This window comes from Pseudomonas sp. CAM1A, from assembly GCF_047501685.1.
Taxonomy (GTDB): Bacteria; Pseudomonadota; Gammaproteobacteria; order Pseudomonadales; family Pseudomonadaceae; genus Aquipseudomonas.
The window spans coordinates 184,920-211,301 of sequence record NZ_JBFNXP010000008.1; the positions used below are offsets into that span (position 1 = coordinate 184,920).

Genomic DNA, 26,382 nt, shown 5'->3' on the forward strand with positions numbered 1-26,382 from the left:
ATATTTCTAGTGCTTCATGCCGAGTTCGGCATCATCCATCAGCGCCTTGGCCAGGGCGCTCAGGTAATACGACGCCCAGAGCAACTGGGGCTTTTCCTCCATGATCCCGGTGATGGTCAGGTCGCGTACGCAGCCCATCAGTTCCGAGGCCTGGTCGCGGGCGTGCTGGCAGGGGATGCCGGGCTCGATGCAGAACAGCGGGTCGGTCATGCCTTCGCCCTGGTAGAACTTGGTCTTGCCGGCGGTGGTGGGGGTGTTGTCTGTGGTCATGGTTGTTCTCCCTGAAATGGTCGGATTCAATGCAACGTCGGCGCTTGCGCCGGCATCTGCACTTGGATCAACGCCGCTTCGAGCAACACACGCAGCGACTCCATTTCATGCATCGACGCCATCATCAACACGGCAGCGGGTGACCTGGGTTTGAGCTGCACGGCGTGATGGGCCACGGTCAAGGCGCACAGGGCGTACTCAGTGGCCTGGATAAGGGTGTCTTCGAGGGAGTGAGGGTTGTGGGGTGGATCGGGGACGATCTTTAGCATGTTGGTTAGCCTATTAAGTGGGCCACTACACGCTTGCTGTCAAACAAGAGGGTGGCAGCTGTACATGGGTTGACAGACCGGTAGGCAAACCAAAACCCGGCGCACATGAAGTGCCCCATGCACAGCAGCCATAGAAGGCAAAGCCGTTTGGTTTGACTAGTCGACCTGTCAAAGTCGATCGCTGAATGTGCAGCGACTGCCCGAGACTAGAGGCCAACCCAGACCACCGCAATGGCTTGAAAGGGCTTGGAAGTATGTTTGGGAAATGGACTACAGGGAATGGGGAAAGTCTTATAAACGGGCGATCTGGTCCAGCTCGCCGGAGGGCGCAATGCGCCCCCGACCCTCTCAGTCCTTGCGCCGTTTCAGCTGATCGATCAGCTGGGTCGGCAGGCCCTTGATGACCAGCGTCCCCGCTTCTTCGTCATACTCGACCTTCGAGCCGAGCAAATGCGCCTCGAAGCTGATCGACAACCCTTCGGCACGCCCGGTGAAGCGGCGGAACTGGTTGAGGGTGCGTTTGTCGGCCGGGATCTCCGGCGACAGCCCATAGTCGCTGTTGCGGATATGGTCGAAGAACGCCTCGGGGCGGTCTTCGTCGATCAGGCTGGAGAGCTCTTCCAGCGTCACCGGCTCGCCTAGTTTGGTCTGGGTGGTGGCGTAGTCGACCAGGGTCTGGGTCTTCTCGCGGGCGGACTCTTCCGGCAGGTCCTCTTTCTCGACGAAGTCGCTGAAGGCCTTGAGCAACGTGCGGGTCTCGCCCGGGCCGTCCACGCCTTCCTGGCAGCCGATGAAATCGCGGAAGTAATCCGAGACTTTCTTGCCATTCTTGCCCTTGATGAACGAGATGTACTGCTTGGAGTTCTGGTTGTTCTTCCACTCGGACAGGTTGACCCGCGCCGCCAGGTGCAGCTGGCCCAGGTCCAGGTGGCGCGAGGGGGTGACGTCGAGCTCGGCGTTCACCGCCACGCCTTCGCTGTGGTGCAGCAGGGCGATGGCCAGGTATTCGGTCATGCCTTGCTGGTAGTGGGCGAACAGCACGTGGCCGCCGGTGGACAAGTTGGACTCTTCCATCAGCTTCTGCAGGTGCTCGACCGCCACACGGCTGAAGGTGGCGAAGTCTTTCTCTTCGTCCTGGTACTGCTTGAGCCAGCCACTGAACGGATAGGCGCCGGACTCGCCGTGGAAGAAGCCCCAGGCTTTGCCTTGCTTGGCGTTATAGCTGTCGTTAAGGTCGGCCAGCAGGTTCTCGATGGCGTCGGAGGCCGCCAGTTCGCTGTCGCGAGCATGGAGCACGGCGGGGCTGCCATCGGGCTTCTTGTCGATCAGGTGAACGATGCAATGACGGATTGGCATGGAATTCTCGGTGATAGGAGCGGTGGAAAGCCGCGCTGCAAAAGGCGTTCAGTTTAACCCAGGGCGAGGGTGGTGCAGTGGCCAGATGTTGGCGTATATGTCGGTTGTTCGTTTTTTGTTCAAATATTGGCGATTTTTCTGAAATCCCCCGAAAAACCTGAACAAAAACGCGGTCGGCAGCGGATATTTATCGATTCCTGTGGTAGCTTTGCGCGGTCTTGCGCCCCTTGGGTGGCGCATTGCTGGCAGATCGCTTGCGCGGTGTCGAACCAAACGCCGATTTGCGTATCTACATACGCGATCGACGCGGCCTCTGGATTGTCCCGGGCTGGCCCGACCACCGACCAAGCACGCTGCACAACCACTGAATTTGATAGGGAAGGAACACCACCATGGCACTGACCAAAGACCAACTGATTGCCGATATCGCTGAAGCCATCGACGCGCCAAAAACCACCGCGCGTAACGCCCTGGAGCAACTGGGCCAGATCGTCGCCGACCAACTGGAAAACGGCGCCGAAATCACCCTGCCAGGCATCGGCAAACTGAAAGTCACCGAGCGTCCTGCCCGTACCGGCCGCAACCCTTCGACTGGCGCTGCCATCGAAATCGCTGCCAAGAAAGTCGTCAAGTTCGTTCCAGCCAAAGTGCTGACCGACTCGATCAACAAGTAATTGTTGATTTGACGAAACCGCGCCCGGCTTGCCCGGGCGCGGTTTTTTCATGCCTGTGATTTACGCAAAGCATGCCATTGCTGGCGCGCCGCGTCATCCTGGAAGCTCCAGGCGACCATGCGGCTCTGCTTCTGCCCCTGGCCCATCTCGACGATGCGCAGGGCCTTCACCCCGGCCTTTTTCAAGGCTGCCTCGATACCCGGCAGGTTGCTGGCCTTGGACACCAGGCTGGTGAACCACAGCACCTGGGCTGCGTACTGCGCGCTTTCGGCGACCAACTGGGCGACGAAGCGGATCTCGCCACCTTCGCACCACAGTTCATTGTTCTGCCCGCCGAAATTCAGCACCGGCAGCTTGCGCTTGGGGTCCTGCTTGCCGAGGTTCTTCCATTTGCGCTGGCTGCCGCGGGTGGCTTCCTCGCGCGAGGCGTGGAACGGCGGGTTGCACAGGGTGACGTCGAAGCGCTCGTCGGCCTGCAGCAGGCCGCTGAGGATATGCTTGCGGTCCGCTTGCAGGCGCAGGCCGATGGCCTTGTCGAGCTTGTTGGCCTGGACGATGGCCTTGGCCGAGGCCAGGGCCACGCTGTCGATGTCGGAGCCGGTGAAGCGCCAGCGGTAGTCGCTGTGGCCGAGCAGCGGGTAGATGCAGTTGGCGCCGACGCCGATATCCAGGGCGCGCACCTGGGCGCCGCGAGGGATTTCGCCGCCGTTGTCTTCGCCCAGCAGGTCGGCCAGCACATGGATGTAGTCGGCGCGGCCGGGGATCGGCGGGCACAGGTAGTCGGCGGGGATGTCCCAGTGCTGGATGCCGTACTGGGCCTTGAGCAGGGCGCGGTTGAACACCCGCACGGCTTCGGGGTTGGCGAAGTCGATGCTGGGCTTGCCGTAGGGGTTGGTGATGGTGAAGCGGGCCAGGTCCGGATGGGCCTTGATCAGGGCGGGGAAGTCGTAGCGGCCCTGGTGACGGTTGCGCGGGTGCAGGGTGGGTTTCTGGGTCATGTTCTGGTCCTGTAAAGCATCGCGGGGCAAGTCGGGTCGCCGCACCGCCGCTCCCACGTACTCGCTCCAGAAGTGGAGGATGGCGTGGGAGCGGCGGTGCGGCGACCCGACTTGCCCCGCGATGGCCTCACTGAATATTACAGCGCAGCAATCCGCGCGTGCTGTTCGGTGAAGTTGGCCAGGGCCTGCTCCGATTCGGCCAGCTTGGCGCGTTCCTTCTCGATCACCGCAGGCGGTGCCTTGTCGACGAACGCTGCGTTGGACAGCTTGCCGCCGACGCGCTGGACTTCACCCTGCAGGCGCTGGATCTCCTTGCTCAGGCGCGCAAGCTCGGCGTCCTTGTCGATCAGGCCGGCCATCGGCACCAGCACCTGCAGGTCACCCACCAGGGCGGTGGCCGACAGCGGTGCTTCGTCCTGCTCGCCGAGCACGGTGAACGACTCTACCTTGGCCAGCTTCTTCAGCAGGGCTTCGTTTTCCTGCAGGCGACGCTGGTCGTCGGCGTTGGCGTTCTTCAGGAACAGCGGCAGCGGCTTGCCCGGGCCTATGTTCATCTCGGCGCGGATGTTGCGCAGGCCCACCATCAGCTCCTTGAGCCACTCGATGTCGCCTTCGGCGGCGGCGTCGATGCGGCTCTCGTTCGCTTCAGGCCACGGCTGCAGCATGATGGTCTTGCCGTCGATGCCCGCCAGCGGCGCGATGCGCTGCCAGATTTCTTCGGTGATGAACGGCATGAACGGGTGGGCCAGGCGCAGGGCGACTTCCAGCACGCGCACCAGGGTGCGACGGGTGCCACGGGCGCGCTCGACCGGGGCGTTCTCGTCCCACAATACCGGCTTGGACAGCTCCAGGTACCAGTCGCAGTACTGGTTCCAGATGAACTCGTACAGCGCCTGGCTGGCCAGGTCGAAGCGGAACTGCTCGAGCTGGCGGGTCACTTCGGCTTCGGTGCGCTGCAGCTGCGAGATGATCCAGCGGTCGGCCAGCGACAGCTCGTAGGCTTCGCCGTTCTGGCCGCAGTCCTCGCCCTTGTCCAGCACGTAGCGGGCGGCGTTCCAGATCTTGTTGCAGAAGTTGCGGTAGCCTTCGACGCGGCCCATGTCGAACTTGATGTCACGGCCGGTGGAGGCCAGCGAGCAGAAGGTGAAGCGCAGGGCGTCGGTGCCGTAGCTGGCGATGCCTTCGGGGAACTCGGCCTTGGTCTGCTTGGCGATCTTCTCGGCCAGCTTGGGCTGCATCATGCCGCTGGTGCGTTTTTCCAGCAGGGCGTCGAGGGTGATGCCGTCGACGATGTCCAGTGGGTCGAGGACGTTGCCCTTGGACTTGGACATCTTCTGGCCCTGGCCATCACGCACCAGGCCGTGCACGTAGACGGTCTTGAACGGTACTTGCGGGGTGCCGTCCTCGTTCTTGATCAGGTGCATGGTCAGCATGATCATCCGGGCGACCCAGAAGAAGATGATGTCAAAGCCGGTGACCAGCACGTCGGTGGAGTGGAATTTCTTCAGGAACTCGGTCTGCTCCGGCCAGCCGAGGGTGGAGAAGGTCCACAGGCCCGAGCTGAACCAGGTGTCGAGCACGTCGTCGTCCTGGCGCAGTTTCACCTCGCTGCCCAGGTTGTGCTTGGCGCGCACTTCGGCCTCGTCGCGGCCGACGTAGACCTGGCCGGCCTCGTCATACCAGGCCGGGATGCGGTGGCCCCACCACAGCTGGCGGCTGATGCACCAGTCCTGGATGTCGCGCATCCAGGAGAAGTACATGTTCTCGTACTGCTTGGGCACGAACTGGATGCGGCCGTCTTCCACGGCGGCGATGGCGGGCTCGGCCAGCGGCTTGGTGGAGACGTACCACTGGTCGGTCAGCCATGGCTCGATGACGGTGCCGGAGCGGTCGCCTTTCGGTACTTTCAGGGCGTGGTCGTCGATGCTCACCAGCAGGCCTTGGGCTTCCAGATCGGCGACCATCTGCTTGCGCGCGACAAAGCGGTCGAGCCCGGCGTACTGGGCCGGCAGCGAGGTGTCGAGCTGCTCGTTGACGCTGCCGTCGAGGTTGAACGCCTGGACAGCGGCCAGCACGGTGGCGTTCTTGTCGAAGATGTTCAGCAGCGGCAGGTTGTGGCGCTTGCCGACTTCGTAGTCGTTGAAGTCGTGGGCCGGGGTGATCTTCACACAGCCGGTGCCGAATTCGGGGTCGCAGTAGTCATCGGCGACGATCGGGATCAGGCGGCCGACCAGCGGCAGTTTGACGAACTTGCCGATCAGCGCCTGGTAGCGCTCGTCAGTCGGGTTGACGGCAACGGCGACGTCACCGAGCAGGGTTTCCGGACGGGTGGTGGCGACCACCAGGTGGTCCTTGCCGTCGGCGGTCTTGGCGCCGTCGGCCAGCGGGTAGCGCAGGTTCCACAGGTGGCCTTTCTCGTCGTGGTTCTCCACTTCGAGGTCGGAAATCGCCGTGTGCAGCTTGGTGTCCCAGTTGACCAGGCGCTTGCCGCGGTAGATCAGGCCGTCCTCGTGCAGGCGCACGAAAGCTTCCTTGACCGCTTCGGACAGGCCGTCATCCATGGTGAAGCGCTCGCGGCTCCAGTCCACCGACGAGCCCAGGCGGCGGATCTGGCGGCTGATATTGCCGCCCGATTGATCCTTCCACTCCCAGACCTTCTCCAGGAATTGCTCACGGCCCAGGTCGTGGCGATTCTGGCCCTTGGCCTCGAGCTGGCGCTCGACCAGCATCTGGGTGGCGATACCGGCGTGGTCGGTGCCCGGCTGCCACAGGGTGTCGCGCCCTTGCATGCGGCGGAAACGGATCAGGGCGTCCATGATCGCGTTGTTGAAGCCGTGGCCCATGTGCAGGCTGCCGGTCACGTTCGGCGGCGGGATCATGATGGTGTAGGACTCGCCTGCACCTTGTGGAGCGAAATAGTTCTCGGACTCCCAGGTGTTGTACCAGGAAGTTTCGATGGCGTGCGGCTGGTAGGTCTTATCCATGCGCGGCGGGACCCTTAGGCATTAATTCGGGAAAGCCGGGAAGTATAACCAAGCTGCGCGTTTCAAGACAGGTGTAGCGGGCAAGCCCGCTTGTGGGAGCGGGCTTGCCCCGCGATGCGGACGAACGGTTATTCGGAACGCTTGAGCAACCGCTCCAGCCGCGCGTCGAGGCGGCGCTTGATCTCGGTCTCGATATGCGGGGTGAAGTCGTTGATCACGTCCTGCATGATCGACTGCGCCGCGGCGCGCAGCTCGGCGTCCAGGTGCAGCAGGGTGTCCTGGCGGCGGGTCTGGGCATCCTCTTCAGGTGCCGGAGTCGGCGCCGGTGCCGCGGCGGCGGGCGCTGCGGCGCTTGGCTCGTCGAGCAGCAGGGGGATCTGCTCCACGGTTTCGGTGAGCAGGGGCGGTTGCAGGTCGGCGTCGCCCAGCAGCTCGCGGATCGACTCGAGGTCGTCGAGCAGGTGGGCGGAATGGGTCAGGGAGTTCAGCTGCTTGTCCATCGTCGTCAGAGTCGCTGTAAGCGGTGGTCTTGCAGAGCATAGCCCTGTTCGCGGTAGAAACGGAATCGTTCACGAGCGGCCAGGCGAATGGCCGGCTCCTCGACGACGATCTCGGCGACCCGTTCGAACTGGCCAACGAAGGCGGGGACATCACCGCCCAGGTTGATCAGCAGGTCACGGTGTTCGCCGGCATCGGCGCCGACACCCAGCGCGACAACGGCGTCCGGGTGCTGTTCGGCATGGTCGTGGGGCACGAAGGCCTCGCCCTTGAACTGCCACAGGCGCAGGTCGAGCTCGTTGCGTTGTGCCTCGTCCTGGCAATGCAGGTAGACCCGGTGGCCGAGGCGCCAGGCCTTTTCGCACAACTTGCAGGCGAAATCCAGGCGCACCGACAGCGAGTCGCTGGGCAGGATGTAGAAATCGACTTTGCTCATGATCGTTCAGTGCCGGCCGGTGGCGCGGGGGCGCCACCGGCTGGGCGCCATCAGGCGCCGGCGCGGTCCAGCAGGTACTGGGTGAGCAGCGGTACCGGGCGACCCGAGGCGCCCTTGTCCTTGCCGCCGCTGATCCAGGCGGTGCCGGCGATGTCCAGGTGTGCCCAGTGGTAGGCCTTGGCGAAGCGCGACAGGAAGCAGCCGGCGGTGATGGTGCCGGCCTTCGGGCCACCGATGTTGGCGATGTCGGCGAACGGGCTGTCCAGTTGCTCCTGGTACTCGTCGAACAGCGGCAGCTGCCAGGCACGGTCGTCGGCACGCTTGCCGGCGTCGAGCAATTGGCCGACCAGCGCGTCGTCATTGCCCATCAGGCCGGAGGTGTGGCTGCCCAGGGCGACGATGCAGGCGCCGGTCAGGGTAGCGATGTCGATCACCGCCTGCGGTTTGAAGCGTTCGGCGTAGGTGAGGGTGTCGCACAGCACCAGACGGCCTTCGGCGTCGGTGTTGAGGATCTCGACGGTCTGCCCGCTCATGGTGGTGACGATGTCGCCCGGACGGGTGGCGCCGCCGCTCGGCATGTTTTCGGCGCACGCCAGCAGGCACACCAGGTTGATCGGCAGCTGCAGCTCGAGCACGGCGCGCAGGGTGCCGAACACGCTGGCGGCGCCGCACATGTCGTACTTCATCTCGTCCATGCCGGCGCCGGGCTTGAGGCTGATGCCGCCGGTATCGAAGGTAATGCCCTTGCCGACCAGCACGAACGGCTTCTCGCTCTTCTTGCCGCCCTGGTAGTTGAGCACGATCAGCCGTGGCGGCTGGTCGCTGCCCTGGCCCACGGCGTAGAACGCGCCCATGCCCAGATCCTTGATCTTCTTCTCGTCCAGCACCTCGACCTTGAGGCCCTTGTGCGCCTTGCCCAGGTCCTTGGCCTGCTCGGCGAGGAAGCTCGGGTGGCAGACGTTCGGCGGCAGGTTGCCCAGGTCGCGGGTGAAGGCCATGCCAGTGGCGATGGCGCTGGCGTGCTTGACGGCGCGCTCGGCTTCGGCCTGGCCGGCCTTGGCGATGAGCAGGGTGACTTTCTTCAGGGCGCGCGGCTCGGCCTTCTGGCTCTTGTAGCGGTCGAACACGTAGTTGCCGTCGAGCAGGGTCTCGGCCAGCAGGCGGTATTTGCCGTAGTGGCCATCGCGGCCGGTGACGGCGATGTCGTCCAGGGCCAGCACGGCGTCGCCGCCACCCAGGCCCTTGAGCACGCCGGCGACGCTGGCGACCAGCTTGCGCCAGGCGCGATCACCCAGGGCTTCGTCCTTGCCGCTGCCGACCAGCAGCACGCGCTCGGCCTTCAGGCCCGGCAGGCTGTGCAGCAGCAGGGTCTGGCCCGGCTTGCCGGCCAGGTCGCCACGCTTGAGCAGTGCGCTGATGGCGCCTTCGGTGGCCTGGTCGACGGCCTTGGCGGTGGCGCCGAGCTTGCGGCCTTCACCCACCGGCACGACCAGGGTGGCGGTCTTGACGGATACAGCGGCTACGCTTTTTACAACCAATTCCATGTCTGGGGTCCCCGAATGATCTGTCAGTTGGCGCTGTCTTGTGCAAGCGCTCGTAAAACCGCCCCGGCGACCTTTGCCGGCCAGCGGAAAAGCTGCCAGTTTGAGCTTGCCGCGACCTTGCTGACAACCCCGTCATGCGCCAAGGTGCGCGGCCAAGTGACAGGCGCCGTCAATCACAGGATAATGCGCGCACTTTTACATGGAGGTTCGCCTTGGCGAACCGGCATTGGTCTTGGCTGTCCGAATCGTTCGTTTGGCTGTCCGCCCCTGACAACCCAGGAGTGTCTGGTTTGATCGTCTTTCGTTATCTGTCCCGCGAGGTCCTGGTGACCTTGAGCGCCGTCAGCGCTGTGCTGCTGGTGATCATCATGAGCGGGCGCTTCATCAAATACCTGGCCCAGGCGGCCCAGGGCATGCTCGACCCGGGCGTGCTGTTCATGATCATGGGGTTCCGCCTGCCGGGCTTCCTGCAACTGATCCTGCCGCTTGGGCTGTTCCTCGGCATCCTGCTTGCCTATGGCCGGTTGTATCTCGAAAGCGAGATGACCGTGCTCTCGGCCACCGGCATGAGCCAGCAGCGCCTGCTGGCCGTGACCATGGTGCCGGCGGCACTGGTGGCCTTGCTGGTGGCCTGGCTGAGCCTGAGCCTGGCCCCCCTGGGGGTTGCCCAGGTGCAGAAGATCATCGCCCAGCAGGACACCCTGACCGAGTTCGACACCCTGGTGCCGGGCCGTTTCCAGACCCTGCGCGATGGCTCGCGGGTGACCTACACCGAGCAGCTGTCCGATGACCGCATCAACCTGGCGGGTGTGTTCATCTCCGAGAAGCGCTTCAATCAGGACAAGACCAAGGACCGCGCGCCTTCGGTGCTGGTCGCCGAGAAGGGCCACCAGGAAGTGCAGGCCGACGGCAACCGCTACCTGGTGCTGCAGAACGGCTACCGCTACGACGGCAATCCCGGCCAGGCCGACTACCGTGCCATCAAGTACGACACCTATGGCGTGCTGCTGCCCAAGCCTGAGGTCGCCGAGGAGGTGACCGAGCGCGAGGCCATCCCGACTTCCGACCTGTTCGGGCATCAGGGGCTGCGTGAGCGTGCCGAGCTGCAATGGCGCCTGTCGCTGCCGTTGCTGGTGTTCGTGGTCACCTTGCTGGCGGTGCCGCTGTCCCGTGTCAACCCGCGCCAGGGCCGCTTCCTCAAGCTGCTGCCGGCGATTCTCCTGTACATGGCCTATCTGACAATGCTGATTTCCGTGCGTGGCGCCCTGGAGAAGGGCAAGTTGCCTATCTCGCTGGGTATCTGGTGGGTCCATGGCCTGTTCCTGCTGATCGGCCTGGCGCTGATGTACTGGGAGCCGCTGCGCCTCAAGCGTGCCGCTCGCCGTGCGGAGGTGGCCCGTGGTTAAACTGGATCGCTACATCGGCCAGAGCGTGCTGCTGGCCATTCTCGCCGTGCTCGGCATCATCCTTGGCCTGGCCTCGTTGTTCGCCTTCATCGACGAGATGGGCGATTTGAGCGACACCTACACGGTCATGGACGCCAGCAGCTTCGTGCTGCTCACCGCGCCGCGCCGGCTCTACGACATGCTGCCGATGGCGGCGCTGATCGGCTGCCTGATCGGCCTGGGCAGCCTGGCCAGCAGCAGCGAGCTGACCATCATGCGCGCCGCCGGTGTGTCCATCGGCCGCATCGTCTGGGCGGTGATGAAACCGATGCTGGTGCTGATGCTGGTCGGCCTGCTGATCGGCGAGTATGTGGCGCCGGTCACCGAGAACAAGGCCCAGGCCGACCGTTCGCTGGCCCAGGGCGGTGGCGAGGCGCAAAGTTCCAAGCGCGGCATGTGGCACCGCCAGGGCGAGGAGTTCGTGCACATCAACTCGGTGCAGCCCAATGGCCTGCTGCTGGGTGTGACCCGCTACCGCTTCGACAGCGAGCGCAAGATCCAGACCTCCAGCTTTGCCCGCCGGGCGCAGTACGTCGACGGTAAATGGATGCTCAACGATGTGGCTACCACTTACTTCCGCGGTGACCACACCGAAGTGGTCAAGAGCCCTGAAGAGGTATGGGACGTGTCGGTGACCCCGGAACTGCTCAACACCGTGGTGCTGGCACCGGAATCACTGTCGATCACCGGGCTGTGGGACTACATCCACTACCTGTCCGATCAAGGGCTGAACAATGCGCGCTACTGGCTGGCGTTCTGGACCAAGGTCCTGCAGCCGGTAGTGACTGCGGCGCTGGTGCTGATGGCGATCTCGTTCATCTTCGGCCCGTTGCGTTCGGTCACCCTCGGCCAGCGCGTCTTCACCGGTGTACTGGTGGGCTTCGTGTTCCGCATCGCCGGTGAGTTGCTCGGCCCATCGAGCCAGGTGTTCGGCTTCCCGCCGCTGCTGGCGGTGGTGATCCCGGCCGGTATCTGTGCGCTGGCGGGTTTGTGGTTGATGCGCCGGGCGGGTTGATGGCCTGAACTGCACAAAGAAGCCGACCCTTGGGTCGGCTTCTTTTTGCGCGTGTTTCGTGGGAGCGGGCTAGCTCACTTCTTGCGTTTGGGCAGGCGTACTAGTTGGGTCTCTGAATAGATGTCGTGCCAACTGCGTTTACGTTTGTCGAACAACGACCAGATGAAACCCAGCCCCAGGCACAGCCATGACGCGATCGACACCACGAAACGCAACAACGCCTGCCAGAGGCTGATGGCGCTGCCATCGGCGTTCTGCACGCGCATGCCCCACACCTGCATGCCGAGGGTCTGGCCGCCGTGGGTCCAGAACTTGGCGAAGAAGCCGAACAGGGCGAACAGCAAAATGGTCGACAGCAGCGGGTCACCGTCCAGGGCACCGGCCTCGGTCAGCTCGCGCATGCGCGCCTCGCCGATGATCGCCATCTGGATCATCTTGTAGGCCCCGGCAGTCACGATCAGCAGGGCGGTGCACAGCAGGAAGTCGTAGAACATCGCGGCCAGGCGACGACCCAGGCCGACCGGCGGGAAATCACCCTGGGGGTTGAGCAATGGCTTGGACATGCATGACAGCTCCAGATGGCAAAGGCTCATTCTATGGAATTGCGCGCACAAAAAAGCCCCTGTGCGTCAACACAGGGGCTTTTTATCGAAAGATCAGCCTTCGGCCTGGACTTCGTCAGCCTGCATGCCTTTCTGGCCCTGGACGGCCACGAAGGTCACTTTCTGGCCTTCTTTCAGGCTCTTGAAGCCGTTGCCTTGGATGGCGCGGAAGTGCACGAACAGATCCGGACCGCTTTCTGGGGTGATGAAGCCATAACCTTTTTCGTCGTTAAACCACTTGACGGTACCGTTCTGACGAGTCGACATTGTCTTTCTTCCTATGGAACTCAATTTTAATGACAGTTACTTTCGCATCATTTTGTAAGCGAAAGATTACTGGGCTGGGTTGCAGGAAAGTAAGAGACGTCGAACGGGTTGTAGCAGATTGCGGCTACTGGCCCAGGTCACGAACTGTTGCGACCCATGCAAACACAGTGCAGTGACTCTACGCCAACTGTCGAGCGAAAAACAAGCCCTCGCAGCGGGTGAAAATCAGGCTTTTCCCGATCACCGAACGATTTGTCGGAAACGCCGTGGCGCCTGGCCTGGCGCTATGTTCAGAAGTTATTGGACAGGTTCGAAAACGAATATGTCGAACCCGTCCAATCCACTCATTCAGCCACGGTAGTAACGTTGCGCCACGAAAGGCATTTTGCTGACCTTCAAGGCAACTTGCTTGCCACGGACAACGGCAAACAACGCCGTGTCGAGGGCCGCATGTTCGATATCGACATAGCCCATGGTCACGGGCGCGCCGAGCGTCGGACCAAAGCCGCCACTGCACACTTCGCCGACCACTTTGCCAGCCTCGTCGACGATCTGCGCGCCCTCTCGCACAGGCGTGCGTTCCTGGGGCAGCAGGCCGACCCGCTTGCGCGCCACGCCAGCCTGTTGCTGGGCGAACACGGTGTCTGCGCCAGGGAAGCCGCCAGCGCGCGCGCCATCGGCGCGGCGCACCTTGGAGATGGCCCAAAGCAGGCTGGCCTCGATCGGCGTGGTGGTGGTGTCCATGTCGTGGCCGTACAGGCACAGGCCGGCTTCCAGGCGCAGTGAGTCGCGTGCGCCCAGGCCGATTGGCTGTACCTCTGGCTCGGCCAGCAGGCGGCGCGCCAGTGCTTCGGCCTTGTCGGCCGGCACGGAAATCTCGAAACCGTCCTCACCGGTGTAGCCCGAGCGGCTGACATAGCAGTCGGCGTCGAGCAGTTGAACAGGCTGGAACTGCATGAACGTCATCTTCGCCACCGCAGGTGCCAGGCGCTCCAGCACCTTCACCGCCGCCGGGCCTTGCAGGGCGAGCAGGGCGCGCTCTTCGAACAGCGGCTGGATCTCGCAACGGTTGCCTATGTGCTGGCGCAGGTGGGCCAGGTCCTGGTCCTTGCAGGCGGCGTTGACCACCAGGAACAGGGTGTCGTCACCGAGGTTGGCGACCATCAGGTCGTCGAGGATGCCGCCTTGCGCGTTGGTGAACATGGCATAGCGCTGCATGCCCACCGGCAGGTCGATGATGTCCACCGGCACCAGGGTCTCCAGGGCCTTGGCGGCGTCGCTGCCGCGCAGGATGATCTGGCCCATGTGCGAAACGTCGAACAGGCCGGCCTGCTCGCGGGTGTGCAGGTGCTCCTTGAGCACGCCCAGGGGGTATTGCACGGGCATGTCGTAGCCGGCGAACGGCACCATGCGCGCGCCCAGTTCCAGGTGCAGGGCGTGCAGCGGGGTCTTGTGCAGTGTTTCGGACATCGGTGACTCCTCGTTTTTTATTCGGGTCAACATTCGATGATGTTGACGGCCAGACCGCCGCGGGCGGTCTCCTTGTATTTGCTTTTCATGTCGGCGCCGGTCTGGCGCATGGTGCGGATGACCTTGTCGAGGGAAACGTAGTGCTGCCCGTCGCCGCGCAGGGCCATGCGCACCGCGTTGATCGCCTTCACCGAGCCCATGGCGTTGCGCTCGATGCAGGGCACCTGGACCAGCCCGCCGATGGGGTCGCAGGTCAGGCCCAGGTTGTGTTCCATGCCGATCTCGGCGGCGTTCTCAACTTGCTGCGGGGTGCCGCCCATCACTTCGCACAGGGCGCCTGCGGCCATCGAGCAGGCCACGCCGACTTCGCCCTGGCAACCGACCTCGGCGCCGGAGATCGAGGCGTTTTCCTTGTACAGAATGCCGATGGCAGCGGCAGTAAGCAGGAAGCGCACCACGCCGTCTTCATTGGCGCCGGGGACGAAGCGCATGTAGTAATGCAGCACCGCCGGCACAATGCCGGCCGCGCCGTTGGTCGGCGCGGTGACCACGCGGCCGCCGTAGGCGTTTTCCTCGTTCACCGCCAGGGCGTAGAGGTTGACCCAGTCGAGCACCGACAGCGCATCGCGCAGGCTGGCTTCCGGATGCCGGCTGAGCTGGCGGTACAACGCCGGGGCCCGGCGCTTGACCTTCAGCCCGCCCGGCAGGATGCCTTCGTGTCGGCACCCGGCTTCGACGCAGTCCTGCATCACCTGCCAGATGCGCAGCAGGCCGGCACGGGTCTCGGTTTCGGGGCGCCAGGCGGCCTCGTTGGCCAGCATCACCTGGCTGAACGACAGGTGCTGCGCAGTGCAGTGGCCCAGCAGTTGCTTGCCGGTCTTGAACGGGTAGGGCAGCACGGTGCTGTCCTCGACGATGCGGTCATGGCCGGCCGCATCCTCGTCAACCACGAAACCGCCGCCCACCGAGTAGTACTCGCGGCTGCGGATCTGCAGGCCGGCGCTGTCGAAGGCGCGGAAGATCATGCCGTTGGGGTGGTAGGCCAGCGGTTTGCGGATCATCGCCAGGTGCTGTTTTTCGACGAAGGCGATGTCGTGTTCGCCGAGCAGGCTGAGCCGACCGCTCTCACGAATGGCTTGCAGACGGGCGGGGATGGCTTCGGTATCGACGGTGTCCGGATGCTCGCCCTCCAAGCCAAGCAACACGGCCTTGTCGCTGCCGTGGCCCTTGCCGGTGGCGCCGAGCGAACCGTACAGCTCGGCTTTGACCGTGGCCGTGCCGGCCAGCAGGCCATCACGGCGCAAGCCTTCGGCGAAGCGCGCGGCGGCGCGCATCGGCCCGACCGTGTGCGAGCTGGAGGGGCCGATGCCGATCTTGAACAGGTCGAAGACGCTCAAAGACATGCTGCTTCCTCCTGATGATGGCCAGTAAGCCCATTGGGGCTGCTGCGCAGCCCATCGCCGGCAAGCCAGCTCCCACAGCTTAGCGCTGAACCTGTGGGAGCCGGCTTGCCGGCGATGGGGCGCGCAGCGGCCCCACCCGATCAGACGTCCTGATAGTTCTCGATCGACGGGCAGGCGCAGACCAGGTTGCGGTCGCCGAACACGTTGTCAACCCGGCCCACCGGCGGCCAGTACTTGCCTTCCACCAGGCTCGCCAGCGGGTACACCGCCTGCTCGCGGCTGTAGCCGTGGGTCCATTCGCCGGCCAGCTCCGCTGCGGTGTGCGGGGCGTTCTTCAGTGGGTTGTCGTCCTTGTCCAGGCTGCCGTTCTCGACCGCGCGAATCTCTTCGCGGATCTGGATCATGGCGTTGCAGAAGCGGTCCAGTTCCTCTTTCGACTCACTTTCGGTCGGTTCGATCATCAGCGTGCCGGCCACCGGGAAGGACATGGTCGGGGCGTGGAAGCCGAAGTCGATCAGGCGCTTGGCGACGTCGTCGACGCTGATGCCGCTGGTGTCCTTGAGCGGACGCAGGTCGAGGATGCACTCGTGCGCCACCAGGCCATTGCCGCCGGTGTACAGCACAGGATAGTGCTCTTCCAGGCGGCGGGCGATGTAGTTGGCGTTGAGGATCGCCATCTGCGAGGCGCGCTTGAGGCCCGCGCCACCCATCATGCGAATGTACATCCAGGTGATCGGCAGGATGCTCGCGCTGCCGAACGGCGCGGCGCACACGGCGCCTGTGGTGTTCTCGAGCGTTGCATGGCCGGGCAGGAACGGCGCCAGGTGCGCCTTGACGCCGATCGGGCCGACGCCCGGGCCGCCACCGCCGTGGGGGATGCAGAAGGTCTTGTGCAGGTTCAGGTGCGAGACGTCGCCGCCGAACTTGCCCGGGGCGCACAGGCCGACCATGGCGTTCATGTTGGCGCCGTCGATGTACACCTGGCCGCCGTTGTCGTGGATGATCGCGCAGATTTCGCCGATGGCTTCCTCGAACACGCCGTGGGTCGACGGGTAGGTGATCATGATCGCGGCCAGGCGCTCACGGTGCTCGATGGCCTTGGCGCGCAGGTCGTCGATGTCGACGTTGCCACGGGCGTCGCAGGCGGTGACCACCACGCGCATGCCGGCCATGTGCGCGGTCGCCGGGTTGGTGCCGTGGGCCGAGGACGGGATCAGGCAGATGTCACGGTGGCTGTCGCCACGGCTGCGGTGGTAGGCGCGGATCGCCAGCAGGCCGGCGTACTCGCCCTGGGAACCGGCGTTGGGCTGCAGCGACACGGCGTCATAGCCGGTGGCGGCGCAGAGCATGGCCTCCAGCTCGGTGGTCATCTGCAGGTAGCCCTGGCTCTGCTCGGCCGGGGCGAACGGGTGCAGGTTGCCGAACTCGGCCCAGGTCACCGGGATCATCTCGCTGGCGGCGTTGAGCTTCATGGTGCACGAGCCCAGCGGGATCATGCTGCGGTCCAGCGCCAGGTCCTTGTCGGCCAGGCGGCGCAGGTAGCGCATCAGCTCGGTTTCGCTGTGGTAGCGGTTGAACACCGGGTGTTCGAGGATGGCCGACTGGCGCAGCAGGCCGACCGGCAGGCGCACGGCGACGGTGTTGGCCAGGGCTGCGAAGTCAGGGCTGGCCTGGCCGTCGGCGAACAGCTGCCACAGAGCCTCGACATCGGCCTGGCTGCTGGTTTCGTCCAGCGACAGGCCCAGCTGGGCGGTGTCGATCTGGCGCAGGTTGATGGCCTGGGCGCGGGCTTTGTCGTGCAATGCGCTGGTGCTGTCACCGGTGGCCAGGGTCAGGGTGTCGAAGAAATCGCCGGTGGCGACCTTGATGCCGAGCTTGGTCAGGCCGGTGGCGAGGATCGCGGTCAGCGCATGGGTGCGTTCGGCGATGCGCTTGAGGCCGGCCGGGCCGTGGTACACGGCGTACATGCTGGCGATGTTGGCCAGCAGCACCTGGGCGGTGCAGATGTTGCTGGTGGCTTTCTCGCGGCGGATGTGCTGCTCGCGGGTCTGCATGGCCAGGCGCAGGGCGCTCTTGCCGAAGCGGTCGATCGACACGCCGACCAGGCGGCCCGGCATGTCGCGCTTGAAGGCGTCGCGGGTGGCGAAGTAGGCCGCGTGCGGGCCGCCGAAGCCCAGCGGCACGCCGAAGCGCTGGGCGCTGCCGATGGCCACGTCGGCGTCGAACTCGCCCGGCGGAGTGAGCAGGGTCAGGGCCAACAGGTCGGCGGCCACGGCCACCAGGGCGCCCGCGGCGTGGAAGCGCTGCACCACTTCGCGGTAGTCGAACACGTCGCCGTTGCTGGCCGGGTATTGCAGCAGGGCGCCGAAGTAGGCACTGACGTCGCCCAGTTCACGCTCGTCGCCCACCACCACTTCGATGCCCAGCGGTTCGGCGCGGGTGCGCAGCACGTCGAGGGTCTGCGGGTGGCAGTGCACGGAGGCGAAGAAGGCATGGCTGGCCTTGTTCTTCGACAGGCGTTTGCAGAAGGTCATGGCCTCGGCGGCGGCGGTGGCTTCGTCGAGCAGCGAGGCGTTGGCGATCGGCAGGCCGGTGAGGTCGCTGATCAGGGTCTGGAAGTTCAGCAGTGCTTCCAGGCGGCCTTGGGAGATCTCTGGCTGGTACGGGGTGTAGGCGGTGTACCAGGCCGGGTTTTCCAGGAGGTTGCGCAGGATCGGCGCCGGGGTGTGGGTGTTGTAGTAGCCCTGGCCGATGTAGTTCTTGAACAGCTGGTTCTTGCCGGCGATGGCTTTCAGCGCGGCGAGGGCGTCGGCCTCGCTCTGGCCGTCGTGGCTGCCCAGCACGCTGGTGCCCTTGATGCTGTCCGGGATGACCGCGGCGGTCATCGCGTCCAGCGAGTCGAAGCCCAGGGTCGTGAGCATGGCCTGCTCGTCAGCGGCGCGTGGCCCGATGTGGCGGGCGATGAATTCGTTGGCGGTGCCGAGGTTGATGGTCATGGTGATTCCTCAGGCGTCGTCGTTGGCTTTGAGCAGGCGGTCGTACGCATCCTGGTCGAGCAGGGCGTGCACTTCGCTCATGTCGGCAGGCTTGAAACGGAAGAACCAGCCTTCGCCCAGCGGGTCTTCGTTGACCAGCTCTGGGCTGTCGTTGAGATCTTCGTTGACCGCGACCACTTCGCCGGTCAGTGGCATGTACACGCCGCTGGCGGCCTTGACCGACTCCACGGTGGAGGCTTCGGCGCCCTTGTCGTACTGCTGCAGCTCCGGCAGTTGCACATAGACCACATCACCCAAGGCGTTCTGGGCATAGGCGGTGATGCCTACGGTGACGCTGCCATCGGCTTCGACGCGCAGCCATTCGTGATCTTCAGTGAAACGCAACTCGCTCATGGGAATTCCTCGGGAAGCAGGGGGCGTTGGGCGCGGTAGGCTCCGCGCTCTTAAGGTTGGAATTCCCTTAGCAATAATGCGGCCAGCAAATAAATATTCTTATAAATCAATTGGTTAAGTAATTTTACGCACGTATTGAGTGCCCTGGGTGGAATGAAATCGATACGGGTAGGAGGAGATTCAAAAGTCTTGCGGGATCAAACCCTTGCGCAGGCGCACCCAAACAGGTTTGTATTGAATTCGATACGGTGTATTGAATTCAATACGAGTGGCCGTGAGTACCGCTGGCAGCCTTGGGCCGGCATTGCGCATGAGACGTGTGCTGTAACTGGCTCACCGCCCAGGGCACGGAAGGCCAAGGACGGTGAGTTATCCGTTTTCCGATGAATGGGATGCTGCTCAGGTTGCGGTAGCGGCCAGTAAAGGATGGTCGTACTTTCCTCCGTCACCCCATCGGAGCGGAGTGGATCTGATCGTCCACCCAGGGCTTGATCTGCTGGTTGACGTCATCCTCAACGTCTTTCCACATCGCCTTCAACATCTGCAAGCGATAGGACACCACGCTGCAAGTGAAGGAGTCATAGTGGTTGCTGACAAACAGCGACCGCCAGTTATTCTCGGTGTGGTTCATGTACACGAAGGCATAGGCATAGGCGACGTTGCCATTGACGTCTCCGATGGCCGGGCTGTTGGTAAGTTCGCTTTTGCTTTCGTTGGTGCACTTCTGGGACCAGAAGAAGGTCCCCACGCTGTTGACGTCCGTGCCGCCGCTGCCATCGCTGAACGTCTTGCCGAGCGCGGTGACCTGTGCGGCGGCTTCGGAGCCTGCCACCACGCTCATGACATTGGCGATGATGGCCGACATGTTGATCTCGCCGCTGTGCGTCTCGTTGTGGCAGGAGCTATTGATGACCAGATCGATGTTGATCCAAGGGCAGTGGTTCTGCACGACATAGGCAATCACATTCCACCATTCCTTGGTGTTCCTTACGTCAGGGTTGGCAATCTTCTCAGCGCTCCAGCCCAGTTCGCTCTTGGCATGACCGATGGCTGCATGGTTGATGAAAAGAATGCTTCTGGCGAACATTTCCTGTTGTTTCTTTGTGAGTTTGCTGGAGCTCACGAAGTGATCGTTGATCGCCGTTACCGTATCGGGCGTGGTTTGATCAGCCGCCGCTGCCGCCGCCGCCATGGGTGCCCTGCCTTGCAGGCTCCCACGCGCGCTATTCATCCTCTGAAAATCTTTTTTCAGGCTCTCGGGGAGAACCAGTCCGCCGTTGGCAATATATTCGGGGACCAAAATTCCATTTCTCATGAACGTGCGCTCCTCGCTGTGGTGAGGCAACAAATATTGCCCACGGCTGAGTGTAGCAGTCTAATAATCAATGCAAGTTTTAATAGGAGGTGCCTGCCCGATACTTGTCTACGCTAAGGCATGAGTCCACGCAAGGGAGGTTGCCATGGATACTTCATTGTTGACTGCGGATACTGTGTTTACATACACGTCTACTTCAGCATTAACCCTACAGGAGCGCGAAGTGCTTTCTGTATTTCTCTCAGGTGTATCAAAACTTGAAAAGACCGCCGCGCCGATATTTGTGCAACTCAGCTCCGCTTTCCCGCCGGAGCTGGCATGGGCTGAGAGCTACTCGCTGGCCCTTTCGTCCTGCTTCACGGGCTATGACTCCTCGGTGATCCCTCAGCAACAGTACCTCCCGGACTGCTCGGGGGTGCAACTCATATTCAGCAGCGACAATATCTATGAAAAGGCACTGGAAGTTGTCGGGCGCTTGACACTTGATTTTGCCAGTGAACAGTTGGTCCAGATTAATGACTATGCAAATCGCGATGGGCTGGTAGGTAGTCTGTTCGATATACTCAGTTTGTGGGAGAACAACTGGCTGGCGCCGGTTCAAGGAATGAAACTTTTCAGCATGGGGCCCTCTGGGCGACGTTTGATCTCTTACTGCGGTGACGGCACCTGGATCAGTCAGATTTCGACAGCGCTGACGCTTTTTTCCTTCCAGAGCGGTATTACCGTAAGGGCATGGGATGTCTTCAGACCTCTGCAACTTGAAGCGGTGATTGCCTTGAACTATCGAACCGTGGAGTTTTTAAGCCCTGCCCTCGAGTTTGGTGGCAATGGCCAGGCTCCCAGTACCTTGCGCTACATGAAGGATTTCACGATGGCCTTCAACTGTGACCCTGGACAGGAGGTCAACAGTGCGCCGCTTGGCTGAGGATGCCCGGAAGATGCCTTCCCTGTATCAAGCTTTGCCGGGAATTCCATATTTGCGCAAGCGTTGGGCGATGGCGGTGTGCGAGGTCTGCAAGCGCCCGGCCAACTGCCGAGTCGAGGGATAGCTGGAATACAAGCGCTGCAGCAGCTCTCGTTCGAAATCTCCCACCGCCTGTTCCAGGCTTGACACTTCGCCATCCTGGCCTCGCGCCACTGAGGTACCGGCGATGTCCAGGTCGCCGATATCTACCACGTTGCTTTCGCAGATGGCTGCAGCGCGGAAGATCACGTTCTGCAGCTGGCGCACGTTGCCCGGCCAGGGGTTGCCTAGCAGTGCTGGATGGGTGGCCGGCGCCAGGCGGCAGGGTGGGCGCTGGATCTGGGTACAGGCCTGCTGCATGAAGAAATGCGCCAGCGACAGGATGTCCTGGCCGCGCTCGCGCAGCGGCGGCACCTGCAGGTTGAGCACATTGAGGCGGTAGAACAGGTCTTCGCGGAAGGTGCCTTCGGCGACCATGCGCTCGAGGTCGCGGTGGGTGGCGCTGATGATGCGCACGTCCACCTTCACCTCGCGGTCGCCGCCGACGCGACGGAAACTGCCGTCGCTGAGAAAACGCAGCAGTTTGGCCTGCAGGTACGGCGACATTTCGCCGATCTCGTCGAGGAACACCGTGCCCTGGTTGGCCAGCTCCATCAGCCCGGGCTTGCCGCCGCGTTGCGCGCCGGTGAAGGCGCCGGGGGCGTAGCCGAACAGCTCGCTCTCGGCCAGGCTCTCGGGCAGTGCGGCGCAGTTGAGGGCGAGGAACGGCGCGGCATGGCGGCTGCTGATGGCATGGCAGGCACGGGCCACCAGCTCTTTGCCGGTGCCGGTTTCGCCATGCACCAGCAGCGGCGCGTCGAGGGCCGCCACGCGCAGGGCGCGGGCCTTGAGCGTTCGAATCGCCGGGGAGTCGCCGAGCATGGCGTCGAAGCCTTCGGCGTGGTCGTGGTGCAGGGCCGAAAGACGCTCGCCCATGCGGTTCGGCGGGTACAGCGTCAGCAGGCCGCCGGCATGGGTGATCGGCGTGGCGTCGAGCAGCAGGCTCTGGCCGTTGAGCTGCATTTCGCGCATGGGCAGGTGGAAGTTGTTGTCCAGCAGGGCCTGCAGCAGGTCGGGATCGCCAAACAGCTCGCCCACCGAACGCCCGGCGGATTCGCGGCCGCACAGGGCAATCAGCGCCGGGTTGGCCAACAGCACCTTGCCCGCGCTGTCCACCGCCAGTACCGGGTCGCTCATGGCGGCGAGCAGGGCGTCGAGCTGCAGGTGCCGGCGTTGGCCGGGGAGGATGTCGACCACTTCCACCGATTGCACGCCGTGCACCTCGAACAGGGCGTCGTGCAGCTCTTCAAGTACGGCAGGGCTGAGGGTCGGGGCGTCGATGTAGACGTTCGGCGGGACCATCTCCACGGCATCGAGGTTGAGGTTGCGGGCGCCGAGCAGGGCCAGGACTTCCTGGGTGATGCCGACGCGGTCGATGAAGCTGACGTGGATGCGCATGGGGAGATCGGGGCAGTGGCCAAGCGAGTGCGCCAGTATGCCTTGGGAATGCCTCTAATCCCAATCGCGGGGCAAGCCCGCTCCCACGACATGCCATTAGGCGTGGGAGCGGGCTTGCCCCGCGATGGGTTCTACTCCAGATGCTCAGGCTTGATCGGGTCGCCCGATTTCACGTCCAGTTTGATACGAATGTCTTCGAACATCGCGTCGTAAAGCTTGTGCGGTGAGCCAAGGGTTTCGAATTTCTTCGGTGGAGCCAGGTAAGCCTGCGCCTTGCGCGTGGTGACGCTCAGGAAGCTCGGCAGCACTTGGTCCCTGGGCAGGAAGAACTTCTCGTCCACCGTCTTGCCTTCGATGCTGCCATGCAGACGGAACGCGATACCTCTCCCTTCCTTGGGATCCTGGGCCACTTCGTAGTTGATGTTCAGGTCGTAGCTGTGGTCGGCGTTGTTCAGCGCGGTGCGCTCGATATGCACGTGACCGGGTTGGAACTGGGCCATGGCGGAGGTCCTCCGGAAGGTTGAAAACGGCCGGTGCCAGGCATCGGCCAACTGCGTTCAACGGTAGCTGATTCCCGGCTTGGCGGTGGAAACGCGGGTACCGGCTGTGCCTTTGACGATCTCCTCGATGTTCTCCAGCGAGCTGATCACCGCGACTTTGCCGGTGTTGCGGGCGAAATCGCAGGCAGCCTGGACCTTCGGCCCCATGGAGCCTGCGGCAAAGCCCAGCTTCTCGAGCTCGTCCGGGTGGGCCTGGGCGATGGCCTTCTTCGTCGGCTTGCCGAAGTCAATGTACGCGGCGTCGACGTCGGTGGCGATGATCAGCAGGTCCGCTTCCAGTTGCTCGGCCAGCAGGGCAGAGCAGAGGTCCTTGTCGATCACTGCCTCGATGCCCTTGAGCTTGCGGTTTTCGTCGTACATGGTGGGGATGCCACCGCCGCCGGCGCAGATCACGATGCTGCTTTTTTCCAGCAGCCATTTGATCGGGCGGATCTCGAAGATGCGCTTGGGTTTCGGGCTGGCCACCACGCGGCGGTACTTGTCGCCGTCGGGCTTGACCACCCAGCCTTTTTCCTTGGCCAGGCGCTCGGCCTCGTCCTTGGCATAGACCGGGCCGATGAACTTGGTCGGGTCCTTGAACGCCGGGTCGTTGGCGTCCACTTCGACCTGCGTCAGCAGGGTGGCGAACGGCACCTCGAAATCCAGCAGGTTGCCCAGCTCCTGTTCGATCATGTAGCCGATCATGCCCTCGGTCTCGGCGCCGAGCACGTCCAGCGGATAGGCTTCATCTGCCTTGTACGACAGCCCCTGCAGGGCCAGCAGACCTACCTGCGGGCCGTTGCCGTGGGCGATGACCAGTTCGTTGCCGGGGTGGATCTTGGCGATCTGCTCGGTGGCGGTGCGGATATTGGCGCGCTGGTTGTCGGCGGTCATCGGTTCGCCGCGGCGCAGCAGGGCGTTGCCGCCCAATGCAACAACGATACGCATGGGGAATGTCCTTCAGAGAGACTGTGGGGCGGGCCCGTGGGAGCGGGCTTGCCCCGCGATGGCGTCGGTACGGCTGGCGCTATCGCGGGGCAAGTCGCAGCGGCGCACCGCTGCTCCCACAAAGCCCCGGGTCAGGGGTTACAGATCAGCCAGGGTCGACACCAGGATCGCCTTGATCGTATGCATGCGGTTTTCCGCCTGCTCAAAGGCGATGCACGCCGGCGACTCGAACACGTCATCGGTCACTTCGATGCCGTTGGCCAGGTGCGGGTACTGTTCGGCGATCTGCTTGCCGACCTTGGTGTCGGAGTTGTGGAACGCCGGCAGGCAGTGCATGAACTTGGTGCGCGGGTTGCCGGTGGATTTCATCAGCTCCTTGTTCACCTGGTAGGGCAGCAGTTGCTGGATACGTTCGCCCCAGGCTTCGACCGGCTCGCCCATCGATACCCACACGTCGGTGTGGACGAAGTCCACGCCCTTGACCGCGGCTTTCGGGTCTTCGGTCAGGGTGATGCGCGCGCCGCTTTCTTCTGCGTACTTTTTGCACCGCTCGACCAGGTCGTCATGCGGCCACAGGGCTTTGGGCGCGGCGATGCGCACGTCCATGCCGAGCTTGGCGCCGATCAGCAGCAGCGAGTTGCCCATGTTGTTGCGGGCATCGCCCAGGTAGGCGTAGCTGATGTCGTGTAGCGGCTTGTCGCTGTTCTCGCGCATGGTCAGCACGTCGGCGATCATCTGGGTCGGGTGATACTCGTCGGTCAGGCCGTTGAATACCGGCACACCGGCGAACTTGGCCAGTTCCTCGACGATTTCCTGCTTGAAACCGCGGTACTCGATGGCGTCGTACATGCGCCCGAGCACGCGGGCGGTGTCCTTCATGCTTTCCTTGTGGCCGATCTGCGAGGAGTTGGGGTCGATGTAGGTGACGTTGGCGCCTTGGTCATAGGCGGCGACTTCGAAGGCGCAGCGGGTGCGGGTCGAGGTCTTCTCGAAGATCAGGGCGATGTTGTTGCCCTTCAGGTGCTGCTGCTCGGTGCCGGTGTACTTGGCGCGCTTGAGGTCGCGGGACAGGTCCAGCAAATAGCGCAGCTCGCGGGTGGTGTGATGTTCGAGGCTGAGCAGGTTGCGGTTATGGATGTTGAACGCCATGACGGTTCTCCTTGGATTCGGTGAGGTATGCCCGGCCGCTGTCTGTTGGATGCGGCCGGGTGCAATGGGCGTTAGTAGTCGATAGGGTCGCGCACGATCGGGCAGGTCATGCAGTGGCCGCCGCCGCGGCCCCGGCCCAGTTCGCCGGCGCTGATGGTGATGACCTCGATCCCGGCCTTGCGCAGCAGGGTGTTGGTGTAGGTGTTGCGGTCGTAGCCGATGACCACGCCGGGCTCCACGGCCACCACGTTGTTGCCGTCATCCCATTGTTCGCGCTCGGCGGCGAAGCTGTTGCCGCCGGTTTCGACCACGCGCAGCTTCTTGAGGTTGAGCGATTCGGCCACCACCTCGATGAACGACTTGTTCTCGCGACGCACATCCATGCCGTAAGGCTTGCTGCTGTCCGGACGGATCACGAAGGGCACGATTTCCTTGACCACTTCCGGGAAGACGGTGACCAGGTCGCGGTCGCAGAAGCTGAACACGGTGTCCAGGTGCATGGCGGCACGGGATTTCGGCAGCCCGGCGACCACCACCTTCTCCACCGCCCCTTTGGCGAACAGCGATTGCGCCAGTTGGCCGATGGCCTGACGCGAGCTGCGCTCACCCATGCCGATCAGCACCACACCATTGCCGATCGGCATCACATCGCCGCCTTCAAGGGTAGCTTTGCCGTGGTCCTTGTCCGGGTCGCCGTACCAGACTTCAAAGTCGGCATTGGTGAATTCGGGGTGGAACTTGTAGATGGCGCTGGCCAGCAGGGTCTCTTGGCGTCGGGCCGGCCAGTACATGGGGTTGAGTGTGACGCCGCCGTAGATCCAGCAGGTGGTGTCACGGGTGAACTGGGTATTGGGCAGTGGATCGAGCAGGAAGCTGGAGTGGCCGAGGTAGTCGCGATACATCTTGATCACGCTCGCGCCTTCGCTTTCGGGCAGGTCCTCACCTGCCACGCCGCCGATCAGGAACTCGGCCAGCTTGCGCGGCTCGAGGCCTTCGAGCCAGCTGCGCACTTCGTTTTTCAGGCCGATGCCAACCGTGTCGTCGGTGATCTTGCGGTCGAGAATCCACTTCAGTGCCTCGGGATTCTGGATGGTCTCGGTCAGCAGGTTGTGCATTTCCAGCACTTCGATGCCGCGCTCGCGCATCTTGGTGACGAAGTCGAAGTGGTCGCGCTTGGCCTGGTTGACCCAGATGACGTCGTCGAACAGCAGCTCGTCGCAGTTGCTCGGGGTCAGGCGCTGGTGCGCCAGGCCCGGGCTGCAGACCATCACTTTGCGCAGTTTGCCGGCTTCGGAATGGACGCCGTATTTCTGTTTCTCAGTGGACATGGTGAATCCTCCTGTAAAGCAA

At 63.4% G+C, this 26,382-nt stretch carries 24 protein-coding genes; 4 read left to right on the top strand and 20 right to left on the bottom strand.

Annotation, left to right across the window (positions count from 1 at the left end; all coding sequences use genetic code 11):
• Nucleotides 1-6: 6 nt before the first annotated feature.
• From ABZO33_RS18480 to yejK, 3 genes are all read right to left on the bottom strand, one after another.
• On the bottom strand, nucleotides 7-270 hold the full coding sequence (locus ABZO33_RS18480; protein WP_102685470.1) for a DUF3077 domain-containing protein: 264 nt from the start codon (nucleotides 268-270) through the stop codon (nucleotides 7-9).
• A 26-nt stretch (nucleotides 271-296) separates the two neighbouring features.
• Complete coding sequence (locus ABZO33_RS18485) at nucleotides 297-539, bottom strand: hypothetical protein (protein WP_046854291.1); 243 nt, start codon at nucleotides 537-539, stop codon at nucleotides 297-299.
• 348 nt (nucleotides 540-887) lie between these two features.
• Entirely contained in the window at nucleotides 888-1,895 is a 1,008-nt protein-coding gene (gene yejK / locus ABZO33_RS18490; protein ID WP_046854292.1) for a nucleoid-associated protein YejK, read from the bottom strand.
• A 392-nt stretch (nucleotides 1,896-2,287) separates the two neighbouring features.
• On the opposite strand from yejK, the gene ABZO33_RS18495 reads away from it, so the two are divergent.
• Nucleotides 2,288-2,569 carry an HU family DNA-binding protein gene (locus ABZO33_RS18495; RefSeq protein ID WP_004882926.1) on the top strand — a complete coding sequence of 94 codons (282 nt, stop codon included), beginning with the start codon at nucleotides 2,288-2,290 and terminating at the stop codon, nucleotides 2,567-2,569.
• 47 nt (nucleotides 2,570-2,616) lie between these two features.
• On the opposite strand, the gene rlmF is transcribed toward ABZO33_RS18495, so the two are convergent.
• The 5 genes from rlmF to ABZO33_RS18520 form a co-directional block, all read right to left on the bottom strand.
• Nucleotides 2,617-3,567, bottom strand: a complete 951-nt coding sequence (gene rlmF / locus ABZO33_RS18500) for a 23S rRNA (adenine(1618)-N(6))-methyltransferase RlmF (protein WP_414537184.1) — start codon at nucleotides 3,565-3,567, stop codon at nucleotides 2,617-2,619.
• A gap of 137 nt (nucleotides 3,568-3,704) precedes the next feature.
• Complete coding sequence (locus ABZO33_RS18505; protein WP_414537185.1) at nucleotides 3,705-6,551, bottom strand: valine--tRNA ligase; 2,847 nt, start codon at nucleotides 6,549-6,551, stop codon at nucleotides 3,705-3,707.
• Nucleotides 6,552-6,679: 128 nt separating this feature from the next.
• Complete coding sequence (locus ABZO33_RS18510; protein ID WP_318861471.1) at nucleotides 6,680-7,051, bottom strand: DNA polymerase III subunit chi; 372 nt, start codon at nucleotides 7,049-7,051, stop codon at nucleotides 6,680-6,682.
• A 5-nt stretch (nucleotides 7,052-7,056) separates the two neighbouring features.
• Nucleotides 7,057-7,485: a DNA polymerase III subunit chi gene (locus ABZO33_RS18515; protein ID WP_414537186.1), complete on the bottom strand. Its 429-nt coding sequence runs from the start codon at nucleotides 7,483-7,485 to the stop codon at nucleotides 7,057-7,059.
• 50 nt (nucleotides 7,486-7,535) lie between these two features.
• Nucleotides 7,536-9,029 (bottom strand): leucyl aminopeptidase, encoded by a 1,494-nt coding sequence (locus tag ABZO33_RS18520; protein WP_414537187.1) that lies wholly within the window; start codon nucleotides 9,027-9,029, stop codon nucleotides 7,536-7,538.
• 290 nt (nucleotides 9,030-9,319) lie between these two features.
• Between ABZO33_RS18520 and lptF the strand changes: the two genes are divergently transcribed.
• Together lptF and lptG are read left to right on the top strand one after the other, a co-directional pair.
• Nucleotides 9,320-10,435, top strand: coding sequence for an LPS export ABC transporter permease LptF (lptF, locus tag ABZO33_RS18525; RefSeq protein WP_023632478.1), 1,116 nt, complete (start codon nucleotides 9,320-9,322; stop codon nucleotides 10,433-10,435).
• Nucleotides 10,428-11,489, top strand: a complete 1,062-nt coding sequence (gene lptG / locus ABZO33_RS18530) for an LPS export ABC transporter permease LptG (protein WP_023632477.1) — start codon at nucleotides 10,428-10,430, stop codon at nucleotides 11,487-11,489. The genes lptF and lptG overlap by 8 nt, the downstream gene beginning before the upstream one ends.
• A 74-nt stretch (nucleotides 11,490-11,563) precedes the next feature.
• Here lptG and ABZO33_RS18535 read toward each other — a convergent pair whose 3' ends face one another.
• The 7 genes from ABZO33_RS18535 to ABZO33_RS18565 form a co-directional block, all read right to left on the bottom strand.
• Complete coding sequence (locus tag ABZO33_RS18535) at nucleotides 11,564-12,052, bottom strand: RDD family protein (protein WP_046854298.1); 489 nt, start codon at nucleotides 12,050-12,052, stop codon at nucleotides 11,564-11,566.
• 93 nt (nucleotides 12,053-12,145) lie between these two features.
• Entirely contained in the window at nucleotides 12,146-12,358 is a 213-nt protein-coding gene (locus ABZO33_RS18540) for a cold-shock protein (RefSeq protein ID WP_414537188.1), read from the bottom strand.
• A 348-nt stretch (nucleotides 12,359-12,706) separates the two neighbouring features.
• On the bottom strand, nucleotides 12,707-13,828 hold the full coding sequence (gene gcvT / locus ABZO33_RS18545) for a glycine cleavage system aminomethyltransferase GcvT (protein WP_414537189.1): 1,122 nt from the start codon (nucleotides 13,826-13,828) through the stop codon (nucleotides 12,707-12,709).
• Between the two features lie 26 nt (nucleotides 13,829-13,854).
• A complete protein-coding gene (locus ABZO33_RS18550; RefSeq protein WP_414537190.1) occupies nucleotides 13,855-15,231 on the bottom strand; it encodes an L-serine ammonia-lyase in 1,377 nt (458 codons plus the stop codon).
• 140 nt (nucleotides 15,232-15,371) lie between these two features.
• On the bottom strand, nucleotides 15,372-18,227 hold the full coding sequence (gene gcvP, locus ABZO33_RS18555; RefSeq protein WP_414537191.1) for an aminomethyl-transferring glycine dehydrogenase: 2,856 nt from the start codon (nucleotides 18,225-18,227) through the stop codon (nucleotides 15,372-15,374).
• A 9-nt stretch (nucleotides 18,228-18,236) separates the two neighbouring features.
• On the bottom strand, nucleotides 18,237-18,620 hold the full coding sequence (gcvH, locus tag ABZO33_RS18560; RefSeq protein WP_217868505.1) for a glycine cleavage system protein GcvH: 384 nt from the start codon (nucleotides 18,618-18,620) through the stop codon (nucleotides 18,237-18,239).
• A 445-nt stretch (nucleotides 18,621-19,065) separates the two neighbouring features.
• Entirely contained in the window at nucleotides 19,066-19,935 is an 870-nt protein-coding gene (locus tag ABZO33_RS18565; RefSeq protein ID WP_414537192.1) for a hypothetical protein, read from the bottom strand.
• Between the two features lie 145 nt (nucleotides 19,936-20,080).
• On the opposite strand from ABZO33_RS18565, the gene ABZO33_RS18570 reads away from it, so the two are divergent.
• Nucleotides 20,081-20,860, top strand: a complete 780-nt coding sequence (locus tag ABZO33_RS18570) for a hypothetical protein (protein WP_414537193.1) — start codon at nucleotides 20,081-20,083, stop codon at nucleotides 20,858-20,860.
• A 27-nt stretch (nucleotides 20,861-20,887) separates the two neighbouring features.
• On the opposite strand, the gene ABZO33_RS18575 is transcribed toward ABZO33_RS18570, so the two are convergent.
• The 5 genes from ABZO33_RS18575 to arcA form a co-directional block, all read right to left on the bottom strand.
• Nucleotides 20,888-22,396, bottom strand: coding sequence for a sigma-54-dependent transcriptional regulator (locus ABZO33_RS18575; protein ID WP_414537194.1), 1,509 nt, complete (start codon nucleotides 22,394-22,396; stop codon nucleotides 20,888-20,890).
• 131 nt (nucleotides 22,397-22,527) lie between these two features.
• On the bottom strand, nucleotides 22,528-22,896 hold the full coding sequence (locus tag ABZO33_RS18580) for a DUF5064 family protein (protein ID WP_414537195.1): 369 nt from the start codon (nucleotides 22,894-22,896) through the stop codon (nucleotides 22,528-22,530).
• Between the two features lie 57 nt (nucleotides 22,897-22,953).
• Nucleotides 22,954-23,883, bottom strand: a complete 930-nt coding sequence (arcC, locus tag ABZO33_RS18585; protein WP_414537196.1) for a carbamate kinase — start codon at nucleotides 23,881-23,883, stop codon at nucleotides 22,954-22,956.
• Between the two features lie 138 nt (nucleotides 23,884-24,021).
• On the bottom strand, nucleotides 24,022-25,032 hold the full coding sequence (locus ABZO33_RS18590; RefSeq protein ID WP_046854307.1) for an ornithine carbamoyltransferase: 1,011 nt from the start codon (nucleotides 25,030-25,032) through the stop codon (nucleotides 24,022-24,024).
• 71 nt (nucleotides 25,033-25,103) lie between these two features.
• The gene (gene arcA, locus ABZO33_RS18595) at nucleotides 25,104-26,360 is read right to left on the bottom strand and encodes an arginine deiminase (RefSeq protein WP_414537197.1); all 1,257 of its coding nucleotides are present in this window, start codon (nucleotides 26,358-26,360) and stop codon (nucleotides 25,104-25,106) included.
• Nucleotides 26,361-26,382 lie beyond the last annotated feature (22 nt).

Excerpts from the sequence above, each read along its gene's own strand:
- ABZO33_RS18570 (WP_414537193.1), top strand. The coding sequence starts at position 20,081 with ATGGATACTTCATTGTTGACTGCGGATACTGTGTTTACATACACGTCT.
- rlmF (WP_414537184.1), bottom strand. The coding sequence starts at position 3,567 with ATGACCCAGAAACCCACCCTGCACCCGCGCAACCGTCACCAGGGCCGC.
- gcvT (WP_414537189.1), bottom strand. The coding sequence starts at position 13,828 with ATGTCCGAAACACTGCACAAGACCCCGCTGCACGCCCTGCACCTGGAA.
- ABZO33_RS18495 (WP_004882926.1), top strand. The coding sequence starts at position 2,288 with ATGGCACTGACCAAAGACCAACTGATTGCCGATATCGCTGAAGCCATC.
- ABZO33_RS18590 (WP_046854307.1), bottom strand. The coding sequence starts at position 25,032 with ATGGCGTTCAACATCCATAACCGCAACCTGCTCAGCCTCGAACATCAC.
- ABZO33_RS18580 (WP_414537195.1), bottom strand. The coding sequence starts at position 22,896 with ATGGCCCAGTTCCAACCCGGTCACGTGCATATCGAGCGCACCGCGCTG.
- yejK (WP_046854292.1), bottom strand. The coding sequence starts at position 1,895 with ATGCCAATCCGTCATTGCATCGTTCACCTGATCGACAAGAAGCCCGAT.
- ABZO33_RS18505 (WP_414537185.1), bottom strand. The coding sequence starts at position 6,551 with ATGGATAAGACCTACCAGCCGCACGCCATCGAAACTTCCTGGTACAAC.
- ABZO33_RS18515 (WP_414537186.1), bottom strand. The coding sequence starts at position 7,485 with ATGAGCAAAGTCGATTTCTACATCCTGCCCAGCGACTCGCTGTCGGTG.
- ABZO33_RS18480 (WP_102685470.1), bottom strand. The coding sequence starts at position 270 with ATGACCACAGACAACACCCCCACCACCGCCGGCAAGACCAAGTTCTAC.
- arcA (WP_414537197.1), bottom strand. The coding sequence starts at position 26,360 with ATGTCCACTGAGAAACAGAAATACGGCGTCCATTCCGAAGCCGGCAAA.
- ABZO33_RS18575 (WP_414537194.1), bottom strand. The coding sequence starts at position 22,396 with ATGCGCATCCACGTCAGCTTCATCGACCGCGTCGGCATCACCCAGGAA.
- ABZO33_RS18485 (WP_046854291.1), bottom strand. The coding sequence starts at position 539 with ATGCTAAAGATCGTCCCCGATCCACCCCACAACCCTCACTCCCTCGAA.
- ABZO33_RS18510 (WP_318861471.1), bottom strand. The coding sequence starts at position 7,051 with ATGGACAAGCAGCTGAACTCCCTGACCCATTCCGCCCACCTGCTCGAC.
- ABZO33_RS18520 (WP_414537187.1), bottom strand. The coding sequence starts at position 9,029 with ATGGAATTGGTTGTAAAAAGCGTAGCCGCTGTATCCGTCAAGACCGCC.
- ABZO33_RS18535 (WP_046854298.1), bottom strand. The coding sequence starts at position 12,052 with ATGTCCAAGCCATTGCTCAACCCCCAGGGTGATTTCCCGCCGGTCGGC.
- arcC (WP_414537196.1), bottom strand. The coding sequence starts at position 23,883 with ATGCGTATCGTTGTTGCATTGGGCGGCAACGCCCTGCTGCGCCGCGGC.
- ABZO33_RS18550 (WP_414537190.1), bottom strand. The coding sequence starts at position 15,231 with ATGTCTTTGAGCGTCTTCGACCTGTTCAAGATCGGCATCGGCCCCTCC.
- gcvH (WP_217868505.1), bottom strand. The coding sequence starts at position 18,620 with ATGAGCGAGTTGCGTTTCACTGAAGATCACGAATGGCTGCGCGTCGAA.
- ABZO33_RS18565 (WP_414537192.1), bottom strand. The coding sequence starts at position 19,935 with ATGAGAAATGGAATTTTGGTCCCCGAATATATTGCCAACGGCGGACTG.
- ABZO33_RS18540 (WP_414537188.1), bottom strand. The coding sequence starts at position 12,358 with ATGTCGACTCGTCAGAACGGTACCGTCAAGTGGTTTAACGACGAAAAA.
- gcvP (WP_414537191.1), bottom strand. The coding sequence starts at position 18,227 with ATGACCATCAACCTCGGCACCGCCAACGAATTCATCGCCCGCCACATC.